Origin of the sequence: Streptomyces sp. NPDC086554, from assembly GCF_040686095.1 — a bacterium.
Taxonomy (GTDB): Bacteria; Actinomycetota; Actinomycetes; order Streptomycetales; family Streptomycetaceae; genus Streptomyces.
In genome coordinates, this window is sequence record NZ_JBFBJK010000006.1 from 54,522 (window position 1) to 75,699 (window position 21,178).

Sequence of the window (21,178 nt, forward strand, 5' to 3'; positions counted from 1 at the left end):
CCTGGGCGGGGCGGTGCGAGGCTCAGGACAGAGCCCCACACCGCCCGGCCCGCGCTATCGGATCCGCCCCCGCTTGGCCTCCATCGCCGCCCGTCCCTCCGCGCCCCGCATCTTCCACACGCGGCGCATGTCCGCACGGAGCCGTGCGTCCGTCTTGGCGACGATCCGCTGGTTCTCGCGGATCAGCTTGCGGTAGCTGTCGAGGCGGCGCTCCGGCAGCGTGCCGTCCTCCAGGGCGGCGAGCACCGCGCAGCCGGGTTCTGCGGTGTGCGCGCAGTCGTGGAAGCGGCAGTCCCGCGCCAGGTCCTCGATCTCGGAGAAGACCTGGCCGACACCCGTACCGGCGTCGTACAGGCCCACGCCGCGCAGGCCCGGTGTGTCGATGAGGACTCCGCCGCCGGGCAGCACGAGGAGGTTGCGGGTCGTGGTGGTGTGGCGGCCCTTGCCGTCCACGTCACGGGCGGCGTTGACGTCCATGACGTCCTCGCCGACCAGCGCGTTGGCCAGCGTCGACTTGCCCGCTCCGGACTGGCCGAGCAGCACGGACGTACCACCGGAGACGACGGCCGCGAGGATCTCGACGCCTTCGCCGGTGGTGGCGCTGACGGGGAGTACCTGGACGCCGGGGGCCGTCGTCTCCACGTCCTCGACGAGATAGGACAGGCCGGTGGCGTCCGGCACCAGGTCGGCCTTGGAGAGGACGACCACCGGTTGGGCACCCGATTCCCAGGCCAGGGCCAGGAACCGTTCGATCCGGCCGAGGTCGAGCTCGACGGCGAGCGAGACCGCGATGATCGCGTGGTCCACGTTGGCCGCGAGGATCTGCCCCTCGGACCGCTTGGAGGAGGTGGAGCGCACGAAGGCGGTGCGGCGCGGAAGGAGCGTACGCACGTAGCGCGGGTCGCCGCCCTCGGGGTCGACGGCCGCCCAGTCGCCGGTGCACACGACCTTCATCGGGTCGCGCGGGACGACGAACTCGGTGTCGGCGCGGACGGTTCCGTCCGCCGTGACCACGTCGCACTGACCGCGGTCGACGCGTACGACACGGCCGGGCAGCAAGCCCTGCGCCGCGTACGGGGTGAACTCGGCTTCCCAGTTCTCGTCCCAGCCGTAGGGCGCGAGAGGGTGCGAAGACGAGGAAGAAGCCTGCATGGATGCAGCGAGAGAAGACAAGGGGGACCCTTCACAGGGGTGGCCCCGGCGCACGCGCACGCTGGCACGCGAAGGTGAAGAGGAAGGTCAGCCGGTGACCACGGAGGTGGAATGAACGGACTTCTCGATGCGGGCAGCGCCCATCTCAACGACAGCCATCGGTCACACCTCCTGGTACATACGGCGAAAGGAGGCCGCTCAGAACGGCCCCTTCGGAACGGCCCCAACGATAGGCGGGCTTCCGTGCGGGGCGCCAGCCATTTACGCGGCGAGGGCCGCCGACTCCGCGTCGCGGCCGAAGAGTGGTGGATGTTGATCACCCGGCCCGCGAGCTTGCGGCACAGTTCGTCGGAGAGCACCTGCACATAGCGAGGGGCTCGGTGCCATCAGGGGATCTCCGGTGCGCGGTACTCGCTCATCGCGTCGATGAGCCAGCGCGCGAGGTAGTCGGCGAAGGAGGCCCGCGGGAGCAGCCGGTAGGTCGGTGCGCCATCGGCCTGGCCGTCGACCTGCCAGAGGAGTACGGGGATGGGGCCCACCGTGGTGGACACCGCCCGGCCGGGGCCGAAGGAACGGGGGTGCAGGTCGAGCGGGCAGCCCTTTTCGAGGACCTGGCGGGCGGCCGGGCCTGTCAGCTCCAGGGTGGTGCGGTTCGCCGATACGTCCACCACAGAGCCGGGGTCCCCGTCGAGCGCCTCCCTCAACTCGGCGTACGTGACATTGCTTTCGGCCTGGGAGAACACGAGCCACTCGTCGGGGCCGAGCCACGCGACCGTATGGGCGCCGGCCGCGGTGGTGTGCCCGCACTGCCGGGGAAGCGGCGTCCCCAGGGTCTGCTCGATGCGGGCGGCCGCTTCGGATGCGGGGTCCACGCGAAGGTTCAGCATCGTGATGAACGGCCACTCGGTCAGCGCCACGCCGCGGGCGCCGGTGACCGTGGCGGCGCGCATCCGCTCGTCCAGGTGTGCCAGCGGGCTGCGGCGCAGGAGCGTCGGTCCTGGGGCTGCCTCGGTCGGCTCAGCCATCTCGCTTGGTCCCTTCGGGGTCGTACAGCACGGAGTCGGCCACCAGGACGGGCACCAGGTCGTCGCCCACCGGGGCGAGGAGGGTCTCGCCGATCCTTGCCCGTCCGTCGGCTACGAGGGCGAGCGCGAAGGGGCGGCCCAGGGCCGGGCTGTGGTAGCTGGATGTGACGTGGCCGAGCATCGGCACCGGCCCGGCATCGAGGGTGAAAGGCACGTCGGGGGCGACGAGTTGGGTGCCTTCGGGCAGGCGGGTGGTGCGGTCGCTCGGCAGCAGACCGACCAGTTGCTTGCGGTCGGTGCGGGCGGTGTCCGCGCGCGTGTAGGACCGGTTTCCGATGAAGTCCTTGCGCTGGGAGACCACCCACTCCATGCCCGCGTCCTGCGGGGTTACGGTGCCGTCGGTGTCCTGGCCGACGATGATGAAGCCCTTCTCGGCGCGCAGGACGTGCATCGTCTCGGTGCCGTACGGCGTGATGTCGTACGGCCGTCCGATCGCGTCCACCTCCTCCCAGACGTCCAGGCCGTACCACGCGGATACGTTGATCTCGTAGGCGAGTTCACCGGAGAAGGAGATCCGGCAGACGCGGGCCGGGATGCCGGAGGCGAGGGTGGTCTCGCGGAAGGCCATGAACGGGAAGGCCTCGTTCGACATGTCGATGTCGGGGGCGAGTTGGGCGACGACCTCGCGCGACCGGGGTCCGACGACGGCGATCGTCGACCACTGCTCGGTCACCGAGGTGCAGTGGACGTCGAGTTCGGGCCACTCGGTCTGCAGCCACTCCTCCAGCCAGTCGAGGACCCCCGCGGCGCCGCCCGTGGTGGTCGTCATGAAGTAGCGGCCCTCTTCGAGGCGCAGCGTCACACCGTCATCGAAGATCATCCCGTCGGGCTTGCACATGACGCCGTAACGGGCCATGCCGGGCTTGAGCTTCTTGAAGGCGTTGGTGTAGACGCGGTTGAGGAACTCGCCCGCGTCCGCGCCCCAGATCTCGATCTTGCCGAGCGTGGAGGCGTCCATGAACGCCACCCCTTCGCGGGCCGCACGGCACTCGCGGGCCACCGCCGCGTCCATGTCCTCTCCCGCCCCCGGGTAGTACCACGGCCGCTTCCACTGCCCGACATCCTCGAACAGCGCCCCGTGGGCCACGTGCCAGGGGTGGATGGACGTCGTGCGCTCGGGGTCGAACAGCTCGCCGCGCTCACGCCCGGCGAGGGCGGCGAAGGCGATCGGTGTGTACGGCGCCCGGTAGGCGGTGGTGCCGATCTCGCCGGGGGACGCGCCCGCGCCGAGCGCCTCGGCGATCACACCGATCGCGTTGACGCCGGACGTCTTGCCCTGGTCGTTGGCCGTGCCGAGCGAGGTGTAGCGCTTGACGTGCTCGACTCCGCGCATTCCGGCGCCGGTTGACCGCCACACGTCGGAGACGGTGACATCGCGCTGGAGGTCCACGAAGTGGGTGTCCCAGGTGGCGGGGTCGGAACCGGAATCGGGCGCGGGGACCAGCCACAGGGCGCGGGTGCCGGGGCGGGCTTCCTCGGAGTCGTACGGGGCCGCCGGCACAGGGACGGGGAATCCGGCGTCCGTCGCGGCCAGCGCACCGGCCCGCCGCCCTTCGGCCAGACCCCTGTCGAGGTCGTACGTCCCCCGGGCCGCACCCACGACGTGCTGGTTCCGTACGCTGCCGTCGGGAACGAAGGCGACCAGGTCCTCGTCCCAGCGCAGGCGGCCCTGGCGCTGGCTGTGCAGGTGCACCACCGGACTCCAGCCACCCGACACGGCGAGCAGGTCGCAGTCGAACGACTCGGGGGCGCCGGTGAGTTGACCCCTGTCGTCGAGTGCCTGGACGGTGACGCCGGTGACGCGCGCCTCTCCCGTGGTGTCGACCACGGTGCTGCCCTTCAGCACCCGCACACCCGTAGCGGCGGCGACCTCGGAGGCACGGCGGGAGAGGGTGGGGCGCGCGTCCACCACCGCGGCGATGTCGATCCCGGCGGCGTACAGGTCGGCGACCGTGTCGTAGGCGCTGTCGTTGGTCGTGCTCACCACGGCCCGCGAACCAGGGGCCACGGCAAAGCGGTTGAGGTAGGAGCGCACGGCCGCGGCGAGCATCACTCCGGGGCGGTCGTTGCCCGCGAAGACGAGCGGGCGCTCGTGCGCGCCGGTGGCAAGGACCACCTGGCGTGCCCGTATGTGCCACAGCCGTTGGCGCGAGATGCCTTCGGACGGTTCGGGGGCGTCGGCGCCGAGGTGGTCGGTGCGGCGTTGCAGGGCGAGTACGTAGTTGTCGTCGTAGCTGCCGAACGCGGTGGTGCGCGGCAGGACGACGGCCTCGGGGGCGGCTTCGAGTGCCGCGCGGGCGTCGGCGACCCAGTCGATGGCGGGCTGTGCGGCGACCGTCTCGGTGCGTCCGGAGAGCAGGGAGCCGCCGGGCTCGGGCTTTTCGTCGACGAGGATCACGCGGGCGCCGGACTCGGCGGCAGCGGCGGCCGCCGCGAGTCCTGCCGGTCCCGCGCCGACGACCAGGACGTCGGTGTGCACGTACTTCTTGTCGTAGACGGCGGGGTCGGGCGTCGGGTCGAGCCGCCCCATCCCGGACAGCGTGGTGGCGGACAGGCCGTCGTACAGTTCCACGGCCGTCGCAGGCAGCATGCCCTCCGAACATGAACCCGCCACCTGCACAAGGGCGTTGGGCTCTTCGACTCCTGCGGAGACGATGCCGCGCGGGCGGCCGCGGTAGAGCGAAGGGGCGGCCTCGACGATGCCGTTGGCCAGCATCGCGGATGCGAGGGTGTCCCCGGGGTGGCCGGTCAACTCCCGTCCGTCGACGGTGAAGCGCAGGACGGTGCCGCGGTCGACGCGGCCGCCGTGCCCGAGCCGGAAGTGCTGCTGTTCGGTCATCGCTCTCCTCCGGCGGCCGGTGCGGCGAGGTCGGGACGCGGCTCGTCGAGCCGGTAGGTGGCGAGTACCTCGTAAGTGGCCGTGTCGCGCAGGGCGTTGAACCAGCGGCGGCAGCCGTGGGCGTGCATCCAGCGTTCGGCGAAGGGACCCTTGGGGTTGTCGCGGTAGAAGACGTACTCGGCCCACTGCCGGTCGTCGAGATCCGCGGTGTTCTCCGGGTAGGGGACGTGGGCCTGTCCCCCGTAGTGGTACTCGGTCTCGTCGCGCGGACCGCACCACGGACAGGTGATCAGCAGCATCGGATCCTCCTCTCAGTGGGCCACGGCGGCGGCGCCGTGCTCGTCGATCAGTGCGCCCGTGGTGAAGCGTTCGAGGCCGAAGGGGGCGTTGAGAGGGTGCGGTTCGCCGGTGGCGATGGTGTGGGCGAAGGTCAAGCCCGCGGCCGGAGTGGCCTTGAAACCGCCGGTGCCCCAGCCGCAGTTGACGTAGAGGTTCTCGACGGGCGTGGCGCCGATGATCGGCGATGCGTCGGGGGTGACGTCGACGATGCCGCCCCAGGTGCGCAGCACGTGCGCGCGGGCGAAGACGGGGAACAGCTCGACGGCGGCTGCCATTTGATGCTCGATCACATGGAAGGAGCCGCGCTGCCCGTAGCCGTTGTACGTGTCGACGCCCGCGCCCATCACCAGTTCGCCCTTGTGCGCCTGGGAGACGTACACGTGCACGTGGTTCGACATGACGACGGTGGGGTGGACCGGCTCGTGGAGTTCGGAGACCAGGGCCTGCAGCGGATGGGACTGCACCGGCAGCCGCACGCCCGCCCGTTCGGCGAGCACGCTGCTGTGCCCGGCGGCCGCGAGCCCGACCCGCCCGGCGTGGATGCGCCCGCGATTGGTCTCGACTCCGACGACCCGGTCGCCGTCCTTGAGGAAACCGGTGACCTCGCAGCCCTGGATCAGATCCACGCCCATCTCGTCGGCCCGGCGGGCGAGCGCCCAGGCGACGTGGTCGTGCTTGGCGATACCGGCCCGCGGCTGGAAGGTGCCGCCGAGCACCGGATAGCGGGTGTGGGGCGAGACGTTGAGGATGGGGCAGACCTTGGCGACCTCGTCCGGGTCGAGCCACTCGGCGTCGACACCGTTGAGGCGGTTGGCGTTGGCGCGGCGCACGCCCTCGCGTACGTCCTGGAGCGTGTGCGCGAGGTTGAGCACGCCGCGCTGGCTGAACAGGAAGTCGTAGTCGAGCTCTTCGGGGAGCCGCTCCCACAGTTTCAGCGCGTGCTCGTAGATCGCCGCGCTCTCGTCCCAGAGGTAATTGGAGCGGATGATCGTCGTGTTGCGGGCCATGTTGCCGCCGGCCAGCCAGCCCTTCTCCAGTACGGCGACGTTGGTGATGCCGTGGTTCTCGGCGAGGTAGTAGGCGGTGGCCAGGCCGTGGCCGCCCGCGCCGACGATGATGACGTCGTACGAAGAGCGGGGCTCGGGGTTGCGCCAGAGGAAGTCGGGGTGCTCCGGCAGCGGCTCGGTGCTCATGCCGCGTCTCCGTTCCGGTGGGGCAGGTGGGGATAGAGGGGGAACGCGCCCGCGAGCTTCTCGACCCGGTCGCGCAGCAGGCCCGCGCGCTCGTCGCCGAACTTCTCGTCCTTCAGCGCCTCGGCGATGACGTCGGCGACCTCGCGGAATTCCGTCTCGCCGAAGCCGCGGGTGGCCAGGGCCGGGGTGCCGATCCGCAGGCCCGACGAGACCATCGGGGGGCGCGGGTCGAAGGGCACCGCGTTGCGGTTGACGGTGATGCCGATGCGGTGCAGGCGGTCCTCGGCCTGCTGTCCGTCGAGCGCGGAGTTCCGCAGGTCGACGAGGATCAGATGGACCTCGGTGCCGCCGGTCAGGACCGTGATCCCGGCCTCGGCCACATCGTCGGCGAGGAGCCGTCCGGCGAGGATGCGGGCGCCGTCCAGTGTGCGCCGCTGGCGCTCCTTGAACTCCTCCCCCGCCGCCACCTTGAAGGCCACCGCCTTCGCCGCGATGACGTGTTCCAGGGGTCCGCCCTGCTGGCCTGGAAAGACCGCGGAGTTGATCTTCTTGGCCAGGTCGGCCCTGCTGAGGATCACTCCGCCGCGCGGGCCGCCGAGGGTCTTGTGCGTGGTGGTCGTGACAACGTCGGCGTACGGCACGGGACTTGGGTGCAGTCCGGCCGCGACGAGCCCGGCGAAGTGCGCCATGTCGACCATCAAGTACGCGCCGACCTCGTCGGCGATGCGCCGGAACGCGGCGAAGTCGAGTCGGCGGGAGTAGGCCGACCACCCGGCGACGATCAGCTTCGGCCGGTGCTCGCGGGCGAGCTCCGCCACCTCGTCCATGTCGATCCGCAGGTCGGACGCGCGGACGTGGTAGGGGACCACGTTGTAGAGCCTGCCGGAGTAGTTGATGCGCATGCCGTGGGTGAGGTGCCCGCCGTGCGCCAGGTCGAGGCCGAGGATCGTGTCGCCGGGCTGCAGCAGCGCGAACATCGCTGCCGCGTTGGCCTGGGCGCCCGAGTGGGGCTGCACGTTCGCGGCCTCGGCGCCGAACAGTTCCTTCACCCGGTCGATGGCCAACTGCTCGATGACGTCTACGTGTTCACACCCGCCGTAGTAGCGGCGACCGGGATAGCCCTCGGCGTACTTGTTGGTCAGTACGGAGCCCTGGGCCTCCATGACGGCCGCCGGGGCGAAGTTCTCCGAGGCGATCATTTCGAGGGTCGACTGCTGACGGCGCAGTTCGGCCTCGACGGCGGCGGCGACGTCCGGGTCGATGGCGGTCAGCGGGTGGGCGAGGGATGAGGCGACTGTGGTGGTCGACGGGTTCGTTGCCATCGGGTTCGCTGCCATCTGTGCACCATCCTGAGAGCCAGCTAATGGACAACTGATATATCAGCCTGTGCGGTAAGGTATGGGAGCTCGCGGGACAGGTCAAGGGGGCATTTAGCTAGGGGGTTTCATGCAGCAGCTGGACACCGCGCCCAGAGGCGAGGAGCTGTCCCTTGCCGAACGCGCCTACCGCGCCATCCGCGACTGGCTGGTCATGCTCGAGATCCGCCCGGGGGCGCCGATCAACGAGGACCAGCTTGCACAGTCCCTCGGCGTCGGGCGGACCCCTGTGCGCGAGGCGCTCAAGCGGCTCCAGTACGAGCGGCTGATCACGACGTACCCCCGGCGCGGCACCTTCGCCACCGACGTCAACATCACCGACCTGGCCCACATCTCAGAGGTCCGCCAGGAACTCGAACCCTTGGCCGCCGCCCAGGCCGCGCGGCGCGCCACGGCCGCGGACCGGGCGACCCTGACGGCACTCCAGCGAGAGCTGGACGGCGTGGACTCACGCCCCCACGACCCGGACGAGCTGATGCGCCTCGACCTCCAGGTCCACCGCGCGATCTACGCCGCCACGCACAACCCGTACCTGGAAGACACCCTCGTCCGCCACGACAACCTGGCGACCCGCATCTGGTGCCTGTTCATCGACCGGCTGCCCGGCATGACGGGGCACATCGTGGAGCACGGCCCGTTGCTGAAGGCGATCGTGGACGGCGACCCCGAGGAGGCGGCGCGGCTCACCCGCAGCCATGTCGAGGGCTTCGAGCGGGCGATTCGCGAGGCGATCTGAGGCAAAGGCCGTTCCTGTCCGAGTCGCCGCCGGTCACCGAGCGGCCTCCTCCCGAGGCCGCTCGGCCGCCGCCGCCCGCGCCCGGCGCACGGCTGCCGCCGGTGTGGGCGCCAGCGTCCTACTGAGGTTCGTCCGCAGCGTCGACGCCACGTCGAGCACGTAGTTCTGCCGGACCTTCCAGGGGCTCTTGTCGCCCTGCCTGGGGAACGCGTCGATCGACCGCTGGACGTATCCGGAGGCCAGGTCGAGCAGCGGGCGTTCGTTCAGCGCGCCCGTCGGCGTCGGCTCCACCGCCGCGTAGTCGTTCTCCCGCATGTGGTTGAGGACCTTGCACACCAGGCGGGACGTGAGGTCGGCGCGCAGCGTCCAGGAGGCGTTGGTGTAGCCGATGCACACCGCGAAGTTGGGTACGCCGGTCAGCATCGCGCCGCGCCATACGAACTGCCGCTTCAGCTCGACCGGTTGGCCGTCGACGCTGGGTGAGATGCCGCCGAACGCGAGCAGTTGGAGTCCGGTGGCGGTCACGACGACATCGGCCTCCAGGACGCGGCCGGACTTGAGGCGGATGCCCTCGGGCACGAAGCGGTCGATGTGGTCGGTGACGATTTCGGCCGCGCCCTTCTTGAGCGCCTTGAACAGATCGGCGTCGGGCACCGCGCACAGCCGCTGGTCCCACGGGTCGTACGCCGGGGTCAGATGGTCGGCGACAAGGCGGTCGTCCTTGACGATGCGCTTGTTGAGGCCGGTGAGCACGCGTCGTGCCGCCTTCGGGCTGCGCCGGCAGAACTGGTAGAGGCCGATGGCGAAGAGGATGTTCTTCGTCCGTACGACCCGGTGGGCCGCGCCCTCGGGCAGTACGGCGCGGATGCCGTCGGCCACCCTGTCCCGCGAGGGCAGCGAGCCGATCCAGGTCGGGGAGCGCTGCAGCATGGTGACGTGCGCGGCGCTCTCCGCCATCGCCGGCACCAGTGTGACGGCGGTGGCGCCGCTGCCGATGACCACGACCCGCTTGTCCGTGTGGTCGAGGTCATCGGGCCAGAACTGCGGGTGTACGACCGTGCCGGAGAACGAGTCGACGCCCTCGAACTCGGGGGTATGCCCCTGGTCGTAGTTGTAGTAGCCCGCGCAGGAGTACAGGAAGTCGCAGGTGACGGTGGTCTGCGTGCGGTTTCCGTCCGCGTCCGTGCGCTCCAGCGTCACCGTCCAGCGTGCCGTCTCGCTCGACCAGTCGGCGGCGACGACCTTGGTGCCGTAACGGATCCGGCGGTCGATGCCGAACTCCGCCGCGGTCTCCTTGATATAGCTCAGGATGGAACCGCCGTCGGCGAGCACCTTCGAGTCGCGCCAGGGCTTGAAGGCATAGCCGAGCGTGAACATGTCGGAGTCCGAGCGCACGCCCGGATAGCGGAACAGGTCCCACGTCCCGCCCATGGACTGCCGCGCCTCGATGATCGCGTACGAGCGCTCCGGGCACTCGGTCTGCAGCCGGTAGGCGGCGCCGACACCGGAGAGACCCGCGCCCACGATGACGACGTCGATGTGCTCGGCCGGGGCCCCGGAGCCTGAGGTGCCTGAGCCTGCGGTGCCTGAGCCTGGGGAGCTGGAGTCTGCGGTTTGCGTCATGGTCCTCAGTGTCCGGAAGCACACCCGCCAGGAATTGACCCGGGACGACAGATCTTTGACCCTGTACGACATGTCCGTGATCAGATCGGCGGGGCTGCGCGGCTTCCGTGCCACGGTGGCGGAGCTGGGCGGTGACGCCGAGGCCTACGCCCGGCAGGCGGGCTGCCCGACCGCCGCGCTCGACACGGACGATCTGCTCGTCCCCGAAGAGGCGATGGCCACGGTACTTGAGCTGGCCGCCGCCGATCTCGGCTGCCCGGATCTCGGCCTGCGGATCGCGGCCCGGCAGGACCTGGGCATGCTCGGCGCCCTCGCGCTCGCCATCCAGAACTCCGCGACGCTCGGGGACGCCCTGGAGTGCACCACGCGCTACCTCTTCGTGCACGCCCGCTCGCTGAGCCTCAGCCTGGAGCCCGATCCGTACGGCACTCCCGGGGTGGCCGCGCTGCGGTACGGCGTGCGGGACGGCATGGAGGCGCCGCCCCAGGGCATCGACCTCTCCCTCGGCTTCATGCACCGCGCGATCGGCTATCTGGTCGGCCACCCTTACGGGCTCGGCTCCGTAGAGCTGCCGCACCCCCTGCTGGCCCCCCTCTCCACGTACGAGGATTTCTTCGGCGTACCCGTGAAGGGGGACCGCCCGGCGGCGCTGCTCCGTGTTCCGCTGAGCCTGGCCAACCGGTCGCTCGGCGGCTCCAACGCCGAGCTGCGCCGCCTCGCGCTCGCCTATCTCGACGAGCAGTCGCTGAGGGAGCGCACGGACGTGGTCGGCAGTGTCCGCGCCGTCGTGGCGCGCTCGCTGGGCACGGCGCCGCCCGAGATCGACGCCGTCGCCCGCCTCCTCAAGGTCCACCCCCGGACGCTGCAGCGGCGGCTGCGCGACGCGGGCACGACGTTCGCCGGGATCATCGACACGGAACGCCGCGGCGCCGCCCGCCGCTACCTCACCACGACCGATCTGCCCCTGGGCCAGGTCGCCCTGCTCCTCGGCCTCTCCGAACAGTCGGCCCTCAACCGTTGCTGCCGCCGCTGGTGGGGGGCGACGCCTCGGGCGGTGCGGCGAGGGGACGTGGCGGGGGTTTGAGGGCGAGCAGTCGCGTACGGAAGAGGTCGAGGACCTCGTCGAGCGCGGCCCGTGTCGGCTGGCCCGGCTCGTCGATGAGGTGCTCGGTCAGGACGGAGTGCGGCGGCAGGACGGCATCGGGGTTGGCGTCGCTGTCGTCGAGTTCGACGGCGGTGAACGCGTCGCCGAGCTGCTCGCGCAGGAAGGCGAAACGGTCGCCCGGAACCAGCCGGTCGCCGCGGAAGCGCATCCCGAGCACCCGGAGCCCGTCCCGCTCGCAGCGGCCCTTGACCACGGCGAGTTCATCGGCGGAGATGTCGATGCCGCACGCGCGGCGGGAGTTGACGGCGAGCGGGAGGGAGGGCTGTGAGAGGACCGGGGCGAGCAGCCGTTCATCGGTGGCCATCGCCAGGGCGAAGCCGCCGGTGAGGCACATGCCGACGGCGCCGACCCCGGGGCCGCCGCACCGCTCGTGCTCGTGCGCGGCGAGGGCGCGCAGCCAGGTGACGACGCGTGAGCTGCGGCCGGTGGCGAGCAGGGTGAACTCCCGGCTCACACAGACCTTCAGGGCGGTCGACGCCGCGTAGAGCCCTGCCTTCAGCTGCCCATGGGCCTTGGGGTCGGGGTCGAACCCGGGCTTGCCGAACAGCACGGGGAGCACCGCCGTGCAGCCGATGGCGGCCACCTTCTCGGCGAACTCCAGGACCTTGGGCGTGATGCCGGGAATCTCCGCCATCACGATGACGGCGGGCCCTTCCCCGCGCCGCAGCACCCTGCGGGTGATGCCCTCGTGTGTGAAGAGACCCCGGGTGAATCCCGTGAGGTCATGGTCGGCCATGCGGTACCGCCTTCCAACTCTGGTCCGGCCAGGGGATGTTGCCGTGCGACGGCTGCCCGGGCCCGCTTCCGGCGGCCATGATGACGGAGTGACACTCAATCCGGCCACAGCGGCGATCATCGGCATGAGCCTGGGCGCTGTCGCCTCCTTCTCCGGCGCGTGGCTCACCCAGCACGCGACGAACCGACGGGAGCGCGAGAACCGTGTCTGGACCCGGTGCATGGCGGTCTACGAAGAAGCCATGATCGCCGTCCACCGGCTCGGCGACCTGCGCGCGGAGCTGTCCGTGGAGGGGAAGTGGCCGGACGGCACCCGGGCGGCGGTGGCCGATGCGCATGTCCTTGCGGCCCGGCTTGAGATCTACGCCAGCAGCACGGTCCTTGACGCGCACTGGGCCACGTTCCAGGCGATGCGCGCATGGATCGAGGCATGGCAGGAATGGGACAACCAGGAAGGGACCAATCCACGGGTGAGCCGGACGGACCCGCGGTGGCGGGAATTCACCGAGCGCGTAAAGGAATCGGAGGACGTCGACCGTCAATTCCTGCGCGTCCTGCGCAAGGAGGTGCACGGGGAGAGAAAGGAGCGCGGGGTGGTGTGGAAGTGGCGTCCTTTCCGGACCGGATCATGATTCTTCCCAAGTCGGTTCCGGGAAAGGATTCTTGTCCGGTCGCTCCCTGCCGGGAACCAGTCGTCGCTACCATTGCATATTCCCGACGCAATGGCGCCAGACGTTCCTGGGATCGGACGGGGGGACGAACCCATGACGCATCACAAGCACCTGGTCCAGATCTTCCGGAGCAACCGTCGCATCGGCTCCGGCGTCCGTCTCACCAAATACTTCGCGCTCACCGCAGCGCACTGCCTCGGCGATGACGAGGAGAAGGGAAAGCGGCCGGTGATGCTCCGGCTGCCCGGCGGAAGGCGGCTCGAGGGCGAGGTGAAGGAATTCGATCTCCTCTCCGACATGGCCCTTGTGCGGATCGTCTTCCGGAAGGGCGAAGGCTTCGCGCTGCCCGGCGTCCTTTTCGGCACCGCACGGCGGCACGACCCCTGGGCGGCCACGCACCGACCGCCGGGAAACGGCGTCGGGCTGCGGGGAACCGTCGCCCACGTATCCGTCATCTACCAGAGCACACGTGACCAGGCCGTCAACGCCCACCGGCTGCGGCACGACGGCTCGTGCGACATCCGCAAATACTCCGGCAGTCCCATCGACCGGGCGGAGCCCGACCGTCCGCCGGTCGTTCTCGGTCTGCTCGTCGCACGGCCCGCCACCACGGACGCCCCGGCGGACACGCTCTTCGCCGGCACGATCGAGGAGGCGGTGCGGAGATTCGATCTGTTCAAGTTCCGCCTGTCGCGCGCACAGCAGACACCACCGGGCCCGGACGACATCTACACGGTCGTCCAGGACCCGCAGGCGGAAGCGCTGGCCCGGAAGGACCGCACGGTGCCGGCCGAACTGGAGAGGGCCGGCGTGAACGGCTATGTGAACCTGCGCTGGCACCACCGGCCGTGACGGGCCCGGCAGGCGTGGCGAACGCCCGTCACCTGGAGGGGACATGACGACGAATGTGAATCTCAGCGAGGCGATATCGGCGGCGGAGGACGCCCTTCTGACGCACGAGACGCCCTGGCCCGACATCGAGTGCACGCTCGCGGGCTATGTGGAACGCCTCAGCCATCCCGAAGCGCCCTACGCGCCCCGCCGGACCGCCGCGGTCAAGCACATCCACCTCGCCCAGCTGCTCCTCGCCCTGGGCATGCGGGAACTCTCCCTCGCCGTCGCCAATGTGACGCTGCGCCATATGGAGCTCGCCGAGGCGGACCGCGAGGAGTTCACGGCCGACACCTGGAACGAACTCGGCTCGCTCCTCGCGGAACACGACGATCTCGACCGGGCCCGTCTTGTCCTCAACTGCGCCCTCAACAGGGCGCAGCGCACGGCCGCCCCCGAACTCGCCCGGATACTCGCCAACTTGAGTGCCGTGAGCCTGCGCGCCGGGCATCTGGGGGACGCCAAGGTCTGGGCGCAGAAGGCGGTCGCCGTACTGGGGATGTACTGGGGCGGCGACCCGGAGGCGCGGCTCACCGCCGACTGGGTGCGCGTCGAGGTGGCGTCGATCCAGCGTGACACGGCCGAACTCGCGCGCACACTAGGGGCGTTCGCCGACTCCGTGGACCGGTTCACCAGCTTCAAGGACGAGGACCACCCCAAGGCCATCGCGGCCAGGTCGGCGCTCGCGGCGGCGCGGTTCCAGGCGGCCAGGGCGGTGCAGGACGACGCGCGGAGCGAGGCGGAGCTCGGCGAACTGGAGATCGCGCACTTACGCGCATCGGCGCTCCTCGGCACCGATCACCAGCAGACACTGATCGCCCAAGCGGCCCTGGCCGCCGCCGAGTTCGACGCAGCCGACGGCGCGGAACTGAGCGCGCCGCGCCGCCAGCAGGCGGTGGCGCTCCTCGAAGCGGCCTCCTCAAGGGCGTCTCAGACGCTGGGCCGGGACCACTCGCAGGCCCGCGCGCTGCGCACCGCGCTCGCGGACCTGCGGGTCGCCGCGACGCCGCCCGGTGAACTCGACTACCGCATCGAGCACACCTACACCCCACAGGAGAACGAGTCCCGCAACCAGGCCAAGAGCAGGGCGCTGCGGCGGGAGAACAATGTGATCAGGCTGGTCGCCCACGCGGGCGCGTCCTTCTTCCTGCCCGACCTGCGGCGCTTCCACGACCACGTCATCGACGCCCTGCGGCGGGGCAGCTATTTCTACGCCATCATCGTCAGCCCCTGGAACTCCCTCGCCGTCTTCACCAAGCACGACGCGACGGCGGAGCGGCCCAACTCCCACAACATCGTGGACATCGTCGCGGCGAGCGACTACTACATCAAGACCTTCCTTCCCGTGGTCGACTCCTACCGCACACTGCGCAAGACCTACCGCGACCGGGTCGAGCTGCGGTTCGCGCACATGGACATCCCCGGGTCGACGCTCCTCACGACGGACATGGGGTTCTTCGAGCCTTACATCACGTCCAATCCGGAGCACAGGACCCGGCGCAAGCTCAATGTGTTCGAGATGGAGTTCCACAAGGACAGCAGGTACTACGCCGACAGCAAGGCCGAGTTCGAGATCCAATGGGAATTGGCGAGCACCCTCGACCAGTTCGAGGCGAGCGAGGAGGAGCACAAGACGGCGTTGCGCGACGCCGTGCGCGCGCAGTCCGACGACCGGCAGCGCAAACCGGGGGCCCGGCTCACCGTCAGGGAAGATGGAGAGCGCCGTCCCTGACGCTGCGCAGCACCCCCGTGGAGCCCACGAACAGCGCGTCCGGCAGCGCGTCCAGGTGCCAGAACTCCCAGCGCAGACACCGCTCGGGCTCCCTGACCCGCGGCTCACCGGCGAAGTCCAGGATCTCCACGCCGATCTGCATGTGGTGATTGGCCGCCGGGTCGGGATCGGTGACGCAGGCGACGCGGGTGCCGATCGCGCGCAGCCCCGTCTCCTCCTCCAGCTCCCGGCAGGCGGCGCCGGCCAGCGACTCGCCCACTTCGAGATGGCCACCGGGCAGCCCCCAGGTGCCGTGGCCGAAGGTATTGGCCCGCAGCCCGAGCAGCACGCGGCCGCCCGCCCGGACGATCGCCTGGACCCCTACGCGTACCTGTGTCGTCATGGCGGCCCTCTCATGCGTCCGGCTCATGCGTCCGGGTAAGTGCCGGTGAAATTCTCGATGTTCCTGGATCCCTCGACCGGAGCGGGCAGCTCGTCGGGGCCCTCCGCGATCCGGTCGAAGAAGTTGCCCATCCGCCGCTCGCCGCCCTCGTCGATGACGACGACCTCACAGTCGGGGTCGATGAAGAAGTAGCTGCCGGTACGGGTGCGGTTGCGATAGACGCGCAGGGGTACGCCGCGCTCGCGGGCGGCGTCCTCGCACCGGTGGACCACGTCCTCGAACTCCGCGTCGCCGAGGGAGAGCCGGTCCCGGTTGTCCGCACCGTAATTGGTCTCGGACATTTGATACACCTTCCACACATCGGGCAGACAGGAGTCCTCGATCAGATCCAGGACGCCGGGCGCCCCCGCTACGTTCAGCCTGGTCACGACCGTGCCGAGCTTCACCTGGACATGCCGGTGATGCCTGCGCACCTCACCGAGCAGGGCGAGCATCCGCTCCCGGTGCGGCGCGACGCCCGTACGCAGCGCCCGGTGTTCGTCCGCGTCGGCGGACTCCAGGGGCAGCGCGATCCAGGAGAGGCTGGGCAGCACCCGCTCCATCGTCCGCAGCGGGGCGAGGCCGTTGGTGCTCAGGACGACCTTCGGGGAGCCGCCGTCCGCGTCGGGTTCGCGCAGCACCGCGGCGAGCTCGTCGAGATAGGAGAGCAAGGTCGGTTCACCCCCGGAGATGACGACGCCGCGCACGCCTCCGTCCTTCAGCGCGGCCGCGACCTTGAGCGCGTTGCCCCGGGACATGGAGGGGATTTCATGCCGCGGACCAAAGCAGAAGGGACAACTGAGATTGCATCGCCCAATGGGTCGCATATCGACGAAGGCGGGGATTTGCATGGAGGGACTGTAGCGATTCCAGGGCTGGGGAAATGCGTCCTTCCACCTGACGGGTCGCGGACGAACTGACGAACGCCTGCCCGCCGCGCGCGCCCATCAAGCCCTCCCCCGGACCGCACGCCCCCGTGACGCACCCGTACGCCTCTGCGTGCACCAGGGGGCGGACGCGGGAGAGTTGAGCGGAGGGGGCGATTCCGGCCATCCCCGGCCGCCGAAACCGCTCCCATCTGGCCTGTCTTGCGGTGTACGAAGTAGATGCCTCAGGCATCTAATGGGATCCGGAAAAGGGAGCCTCTCCGCTTGCGAGGTACATCCATGACGGACTCCATCGCCTTCCCTCAGGACCGCACCTGCCCCTACCACCCGCCCGAGGCCTACGAACCGCTTCGCGAGGAGCGGCCGCTCTCCCGGGTCACCTTCTTCGACGGGCGTTCCGTGTGGGCCGTCACCGGGCAGCGCACCGCCCGCGAGCTGCTCGCCGATCCACGGCTCTCCAGCGACCGCGAGAACGAGGCCTTCCCCTCGCCGACCGAACGCTTCGCCCAGGTCCGCGACCGCGCCGTCGCCCTGCTCGGCGTCGACGACCCCGTGCACAACGCCCAGCGCCGCATGCTGATCCCCAGCTTCTCGGTCAAGCGCGTCGCCGCGCTGCGGCCCCGGATCCAGGAGATCGTCGACCGGCTTCTGGACGCCATGGCCGAACAGGGGCCGCCGGCCGAGCTGGTCGGCGCGTTCGCGCTGCCGGTGCCGTCCATGGTGATCTGCGCCCTGCTCGGGGTGCCCTACGAGGACCACGACTTCTTCGAGGAGCGGTCCCGGCGGCTGCTGCGCGGCCCGGGCGCCGATGACGTAGAGCGGGCCAGGGACGAACTCGACGCGTATTTCAACGCGTTGATCGACCGCAAGCGGCGCGCACCGGGCGACGGTCTGCTCGACGAGCTGATCCAGCGGCAGCTGACAGCGGGCGCCCTGGATCGCGACGAGCTGCTCAGCCTCGCGAGGATCCTGCTCGTCGCGGGGCACGAGACCACGGCGAACATGATCTCCCTCGGTATGTTCACGCTGCTCCAGCACCCGGAGCGGCTCGCCGAACTCCGCGCCGAGCAGGCGCTGATGCCGGCCGCCGTCGAGGAACTGCTGCGCTTCCTGTCCATCGCGGAAGGGATGCTGCGGGTGGCGAAGGAGGACATCGACGTCGCGGGCAGCACCATCCGCGCCGACGACGGCGTCGTCTTCTCCACCTCCCTCATCAACCGTGACACCGCGGCCTACGACACCCCGGACGAGCTGGACTTCCACCGTGCGAGCCGCCATCACCTCGCCTTCGGCTTCGGCGTGCACCAGTGTCTGGGCCAGAACCTGGCCCGCGCCGAGCTGGAGATCGCCCTGCGCGGCCTCATCGAGCGCATGCCGGACCTGCGTCTCGCAGTGCCCCCGGCGGAAATTCCCTTCAAGCCGGGCGACACCATCCAGGGGATGTTCGAACTACCCGTAACGTGGTGACCGCAAGACCGCAACACCACCCGGCAACCAACTACCTTTCACTCGACGGGAGATGAGCGTGCAGGTCCACGTGGACAAGGAGCGGTGCGTCGGTGCGGGCATGTGCGCGCTCACCGCCCCCAGCGTCTTCACCCAGGACGACGACGGCTTGAGCGAGGTCCTGCCCGGCCGCGAGGACGGCGGCGGCGACCCCCTGGTGCACGAGGCGGTCCGGGCGTGCCCGGTGGGGGCCATCACCGCCGACGACTCCTAGCCGCGCAGCCTCACCGTGAAGCTGCGGCCGTATGCGTGCCGGGTTGCCACGTCGATGCGGGTTCCGCCGTGCACCCGGCTCACGCGTACGCCGTCGTCGGCCGTGACCTCCCGCAGCGAGCGGCCGCGGAGCAGGACGCTCACCGTGTCCCGGTCCATGGTCGGGTCGGACACGGCGACCGTGGTCTCGTCGCCGCGCCCGGTGCGCCGCACAAGCACCGACGCGGGGCCGTCGATCCGTACCCCGGCGGCCTCGTGGCGCCCGGCCGTGAAGCTGTTCGCCGCCGTCAGGCCGAGGCCCGTGTGGGTGACGGCCTGCAGCCGCACCGTGTTCACGAGGACCTTCAGCGGCCGCGCGGAGCCGTACGACCGCAGCGCAGGCTCGGCCGCGTTCGGCACCAACGCATAGGCCAGGCATGCCGGTTCGGCCCCCGCCGCCCCGTCCACCGTCACGCCGAGGACGGTGCGCGTCACCTGGGTGTCCGGGTTCGCGGTGCGGACGACCCGGCGGCTGCGGGTGACCTTGTCGAGGGCGACCCGTACCTTCGGGGTGTCCAGGAAGACGTAGCCGACGGCGGTGTGCCGGGTGGCGTTGGCGTACCGCAGCCAGGAGAGGTCGGCCGTGCCCGCGCCGGTCCAGGGGCGGCCGTCGCGCAGCATCCCCGTGACGGACACCTGGTCGTCCGGCGCCGCGGTGCGCGCGTCGACCGTCGTCGTCACGGCCCGTCCCGCGCCGTCGCCGACCCCGGCGGCGAGCACCACGATCTCCTCGTCGAGCAGGAACCACGACTTCGTCGCCGTCGCGTTGCGGTGGACGACGAAGTCCTCGGGCAGCAACTCCCGGTCGTCAAAAGCAACATCGCTCGACTGCACCATCCCCACCGCCCCGTACGCGCCGAGCACGGCGCCGCCGGAGTGCCCGTTGGTGCCGCGCGGGAAGTAGACGTACTTGTTCTGCGACTCGGAGGAAGAGGTGAAGTTCAGTGGGTGGCCGGGGTTGTCGTAGTACGGCTTCCCGTACAGCTCGGGGACGGTGCGGCGCTGCTCGACGGGTGCGGTGACGCCCGCGAGGCCGTAGGGCGAGACGGTGGTGTAGTAGTCGACGCCGTACGCCTGCGTCTGGTCCTGCCCGGAGAGGTAGAGGTAGTACGCGCCGTCGCCCTGGAACCACGGCATGAGGTTCTCGCCGCTCATGTACTCGTACTTGCTGATCCGGTCGGAGCTGCGCGCCAGCGCGAAGGCGTACCCCGGCCTGCGGTGCACGGTCTTGTCCATGGCGTTGAAGGCGACGCTGCGCGATGCGGGGTTGAGGTCGGCGGTCGGCACCGAGGCGTCGCCGATGATGTCGGCGTAGCGGACGATGCTGACCGGGGAGACGAAGCCGGTGGGGTTGAGGGCGGTGCGCGAGGTCGCCCGGATGTGCTTGATGTAGCTCTTCAGGACGGTGGCGTCCGCGCCGGTGGAGAGTGAGGAGAGGTCGACGACGGCCTCGACGACGACCGCGACGTCCGTGTAGCCGCCGTCAGGACGCGATACCGCGCGCCCCTTGACGATCTCCATCATCCAGCCCTCGAAGATGAGCGGCGCGAAGCCGTCGCGCACCCACTTCCGGACGGTCGGCACCAGCTCCTCTCCGTGCGCGAAACCCGTGCCTTCGAGGATCTTGAGCGTCTGTACGACCCGGGTGAGCAGGCCTTTTCCGTACGAGCCGGTGTACGCGACGGAGGCGTGCTGGATGAAGGAGCCGTCGGCGTAGTAGCCGTCCGTGACCCCGTGGTTCAGGTGGTACGGGTCGATGGTGACGAAGACCGTCAGCTGGTCGGTGAGCGCCTTGCGGATGCGGGCCTCCCCGCCGTCGGCCAGCAGCGCGCCCTGCAGGATGCGGTTGGTGGTGATGTCGGCGAGGTTGGCGCCGGTGTGGAAGCGCGAGTCGAGGTTCACGTCCCCGTCGATGCCGTTGCGCAGATAGGCGTCCATCGAGGCGATGTACGTGGCGACGAGGCCGGGCTTGTAGGTCCGCACCTCGTCGAGGAGGAGCGCGAGGGTCTTGCTGACGTGCTGGGAGATGCCGATCTCCCAGTGGAACCAGTTGCCGTAGTAGCCCTTGGCCTGGTCGCCGTAGTAGCGCTCGTGGAGCCAGCCGAGTCCGTCGATCACGCGGCGCTGCACGGCCGAATTCCCGTAGAGGTCGGAAGGGGTGCCCGGGGCGCGGGTGGCGAGGGCGATCTCGTACAGCCGCTTGAAGGCCGTATTGAGGTTGGCCTCGTCGGTGCCGAGCACGAGACCGGCGAACAGCTCACCATCGGCGGCGTCGTCCATCGACTTCAGATGCGTCCGCGCGGTCTTGTCCACGGCGGCGAGCTTGGCGGCCGTCTCGGGGCGGGCATTGGACTCCTCGGTCCCCGCGAAGACCGCGACGGTGTTGGCGATGAGCCGGGCGCTGTCGGCGGCCGCGGCCCCGGCCGGCCAGGCGGGAATCACCGCCAGGAGACCGGCGGCCGACAGGGCGGACAGCAGACGTCTGCGGGTGATCTCCATGGCGACCTCCGCCGATTGATGGCGATCTGACGTTATGGCGTTCGGCATTCCGGCGATCTGGCGATCTGGCGTTACG

Annotated in this window: 18 protein-coding genes; 7 read left to right on the plus strand and 11 right to left on the minus strand. The window is 70.2% G+C overall.

Translation table 11 applies throughout. The annotated features are described in order from the left end of the window. Nucleotides 1-54 precede the first annotated feature (54 nt). The 6 genes from rsgA to glyA all read right to left on the minus strand — a co-directional run bounded on the left by rsgA (nucleotide 55) and on the right by glyA (nucleotide 7,930). Nucleotides 55-1,152 (minus strand): ribosome small subunit-dependent GTPase A, encoded by a 1,098-nt coding sequence (gene rsgA / locus AB0O76_RS11740; protein ID WP_365488223.1) that lies wholly within the window; start codon nucleotides 1,150-1,152, stop codon nucleotides 55-57. Between the two features lie 386 nt (nucleotides 1,153-1,538). Continuing rightward, a complete protein-coding gene (locus AB0O76_RS11745) occupies nucleotides 1,539-2,177 on the minus strand; it encodes a sarcosine oxidase subunit gamma family protein (RefSeq protein ID WP_365488225.1) in 639 nt (212 codons plus the stop codon). Next, nucleotides 2,170-5,076: a sarcosine oxidase subunit alpha family protein gene (locus AB0O76_RS11750; protein WP_365488228.1), complete on the minus strand. Its 2,907-nt coding sequence runs from the start codon at nucleotides 5,074-5,076 to the stop codon at nucleotides 2,170-2,172. The genes AB0O76_RS11745 and AB0O76_RS11750 overlap by 8 nt, the downstream gene beginning before the upstream one ends. Continuing rightward, nucleotides 5,073-5,375 (minus strand): sarcosine oxidase subunit delta, encoded by a 303-nt coding sequence (locus AB0O76_RS11755; protein WP_365488231.1) that lies wholly within the window; start codon nucleotides 5,373-5,375, stop codon nucleotides 5,073-5,075. Before AB0O76_RS11755 ends, AB0O76_RS11750 begins: the two co-directional genes overlap by 4 nt. A 12-nt stretch (nucleotides 5,376-5,387) precedes the next feature. Beyond that, the gene (locus AB0O76_RS11760) at nucleotides 5,388-6,608 is read right to left on the minus strand and encodes a sarcosine oxidase subunit beta family protein (RefSeq protein ID WP_365488233.1); all 1,221 of its coding nucleotides are present in this window, start codon (nucleotides 6,606-6,608) and stop codon (nucleotides 5,388-5,390) included. Continuing rightward, the gene (gene glyA / locus AB0O76_RS11765) at nucleotides 6,605-7,930 is read right to left on the minus strand and encodes a serine hydroxymethyltransferase (RefSeq protein ID WP_365488925.1); all 1,326 of its coding nucleotides are present in this window, start codon (nucleotides 7,928-7,930) and stop codon (nucleotides 6,605-6,607) included. The genes AB0O76_RS11760 and glyA overlap by 4 nt, the downstream gene beginning before the upstream one ends. A 124-nt stretch (nucleotides 7,931-8,054) precedes the next feature. On the opposite strand from glyA, the gene AB0O76_RS11770 reads away from it, so the two are divergent. Next, nucleotides 8,055-8,720: a GntR family transcriptional regulator gene (locus tag AB0O76_RS11770; RefSeq protein WP_365488236.1), complete on the plus strand. Its 666-nt coding sequence runs from the start codon at nucleotides 8,055-8,057 to the stop codon at nucleotides 8,718-8,720. Between the two features lie 33 nt (nucleotides 8,721-8,753). On the opposite strand, the gene AB0O76_RS11775 is transcribed toward AB0O76_RS11770, so the two are convergent. Then, nucleotides 8,754-10,343, minus strand: coding sequence for an NAD(P)/FAD-dependent oxidoreductase (locus AB0O76_RS11775; protein ID WP_365488239.1), 1,590 nt, complete (start codon nucleotides 10,341-10,343; stop codon nucleotides 8,754-8,756). A 70-nt stretch (nucleotides 10,344-10,413) separates the two neighbouring features. Here AB0O76_RS11775 and AB0O76_RS11780 point away from each other — a divergent pair, with 70 nt between their 5' ends. Next, on the plus strand, nucleotides 10,414-11,427 hold the full coding sequence (locus AB0O76_RS11780) for an AraC family transcriptional regulator (protein WP_365488242.1): 1,014 nt from the start codon (nucleotides 10,414-10,416) through the stop codon (nucleotides 11,425-11,427). Here AB0O76_RS11780 and AB0O76_RS11785 read toward each other — a convergent pair. Continuing rightward, nucleotides 11,354-12,244 carry a dienelactone hydrolase family protein gene (locus AB0O76_RS11785; RefSeq protein ID WP_365488245.1) on the minus strand — a complete coding sequence of 297 codons (891 nt, stop codon included), beginning with the start codon at nucleotides 12,242-12,244 and terminating at the stop codon, nucleotides 11,354-11,356. The genes AB0O76_RS11780 and AB0O76_RS11785 overlap by 74 nt on opposite strands. 88 nt (nucleotides 12,245-12,332) lie before the next feature. On the opposite strand from AB0O76_RS11785, the gene AB0O76_RS11790 reads away from it, so the two are divergent. From AB0O76_RS11790 to AB0O76_RS11800, 3 genes are all read left to right on the plus strand, one after another. Continuing rightward, a complete protein-coding gene (locus AB0O76_RS11790) occupies nucleotides 12,333-12,875 on the plus strand; it encodes a hypothetical protein (RefSeq protein ID WP_365488248.1) in 543 nt (180 codons plus the stop codon). Nucleotides 12,876-13,007: 132 nt separating this feature from the next. Next, nucleotides 13,008-13,766: a serine protease gene (locus AB0O76_RS11795; RefSeq protein ID WP_365488251.1), complete on the plus strand. Its 759-nt coding sequence runs from the start codon at nucleotides 13,008-13,010 to the stop codon at nucleotides 13,764-13,766. A gap of 43 nt (nucleotides 13,767-13,809) precedes the next feature. Continuing rightward, nucleotides 13,810-15,537 carry a hypothetical protein gene (locus AB0O76_RS11800; RefSeq protein WP_365488253.1) on the plus strand — a complete coding sequence of 576 codons (1,728 nt, stop codon included), beginning with the start codon at nucleotides 13,810-13,812 and terminating at the stop codon, nucleotides 15,535-15,537. On the opposite strand, the gene AB0O76_RS11805 is transcribed toward AB0O76_RS11800, so the two are convergent. Together AB0O76_RS11805 and AB0O76_RS11810 are read right to left on the minus strand one after the other, a co-directional pair. Further along, nucleotides 15,509-15,919: an NUDIX domain-containing protein gene (locus AB0O76_RS11805; RefSeq protein ID WP_365488256.1), complete on the minus strand. Its 411-nt coding sequence runs from the start codon at nucleotides 15,917-15,919 to the stop codon at nucleotides 15,509-15,511. The two genes, AB0O76_RS11800 and AB0O76_RS11805, sit on opposite strands and share 29 nt — an antisense overlap. Before the next feature lie 23 nt (nucleotides 15,920-15,942). Continuing rightward, complete coding sequence (locus AB0O76_RS11810; RefSeq protein ID WP_365488259.1) at nucleotides 15,943-16,809, minus strand: radical SAM protein; 867 nt, start codon at nucleotides 16,807-16,809, stop codon at nucleotides 15,943-15,945. A gap of 315 nt (nucleotides 16,810-17,124) precedes the next feature. Here AB0O76_RS11810 and AB0O76_RS11815 point away from each other — a divergent pair, with 315 nt between their 5' ends. Both AB0O76_RS11815 and AB0O76_RS11820 read left to right on the plus strand, forming a co-directional pair. Next, a complete protein-coding gene (locus tag AB0O76_RS11815) occupies nucleotides 17,125-18,312 on the plus strand; it encodes a cytochrome P450 (protein WP_365488262.1) in 1,188 nt (395 codons plus the stop codon). 52 nt (nucleotides 18,313-18,364) lie between these two features. Continuing rightward, entirely contained in the window at nucleotides 18,365-18,565 is a 201-nt protein-coding gene (locus AB0O76_RS11820; protein ID WP_365488265.1) for a ferredoxin, read from the plus strand. Here AB0O76_RS11820 and AB0O76_RS11825 read toward each other — a convergent pair. After that, nucleotides 18,562-21,102 carry a polysaccharide lyase family 8 super-sandwich domain-containing protein gene (locus tag AB0O76_RS11825; protein WP_365488268.1) on the minus strand — a complete coding sequence of 847 codons (2,541 nt, stop codon included), beginning with the start codon at nucleotides 21,100-21,102 and terminating at the stop codon, nucleotides 18,562-18,564. The two genes, AB0O76_RS11820 and AB0O76_RS11825, sit on opposite strands and share 4 nt — an antisense overlap. Nucleotides 21,103-21,178: the final 76 nt, after the last annotated feature.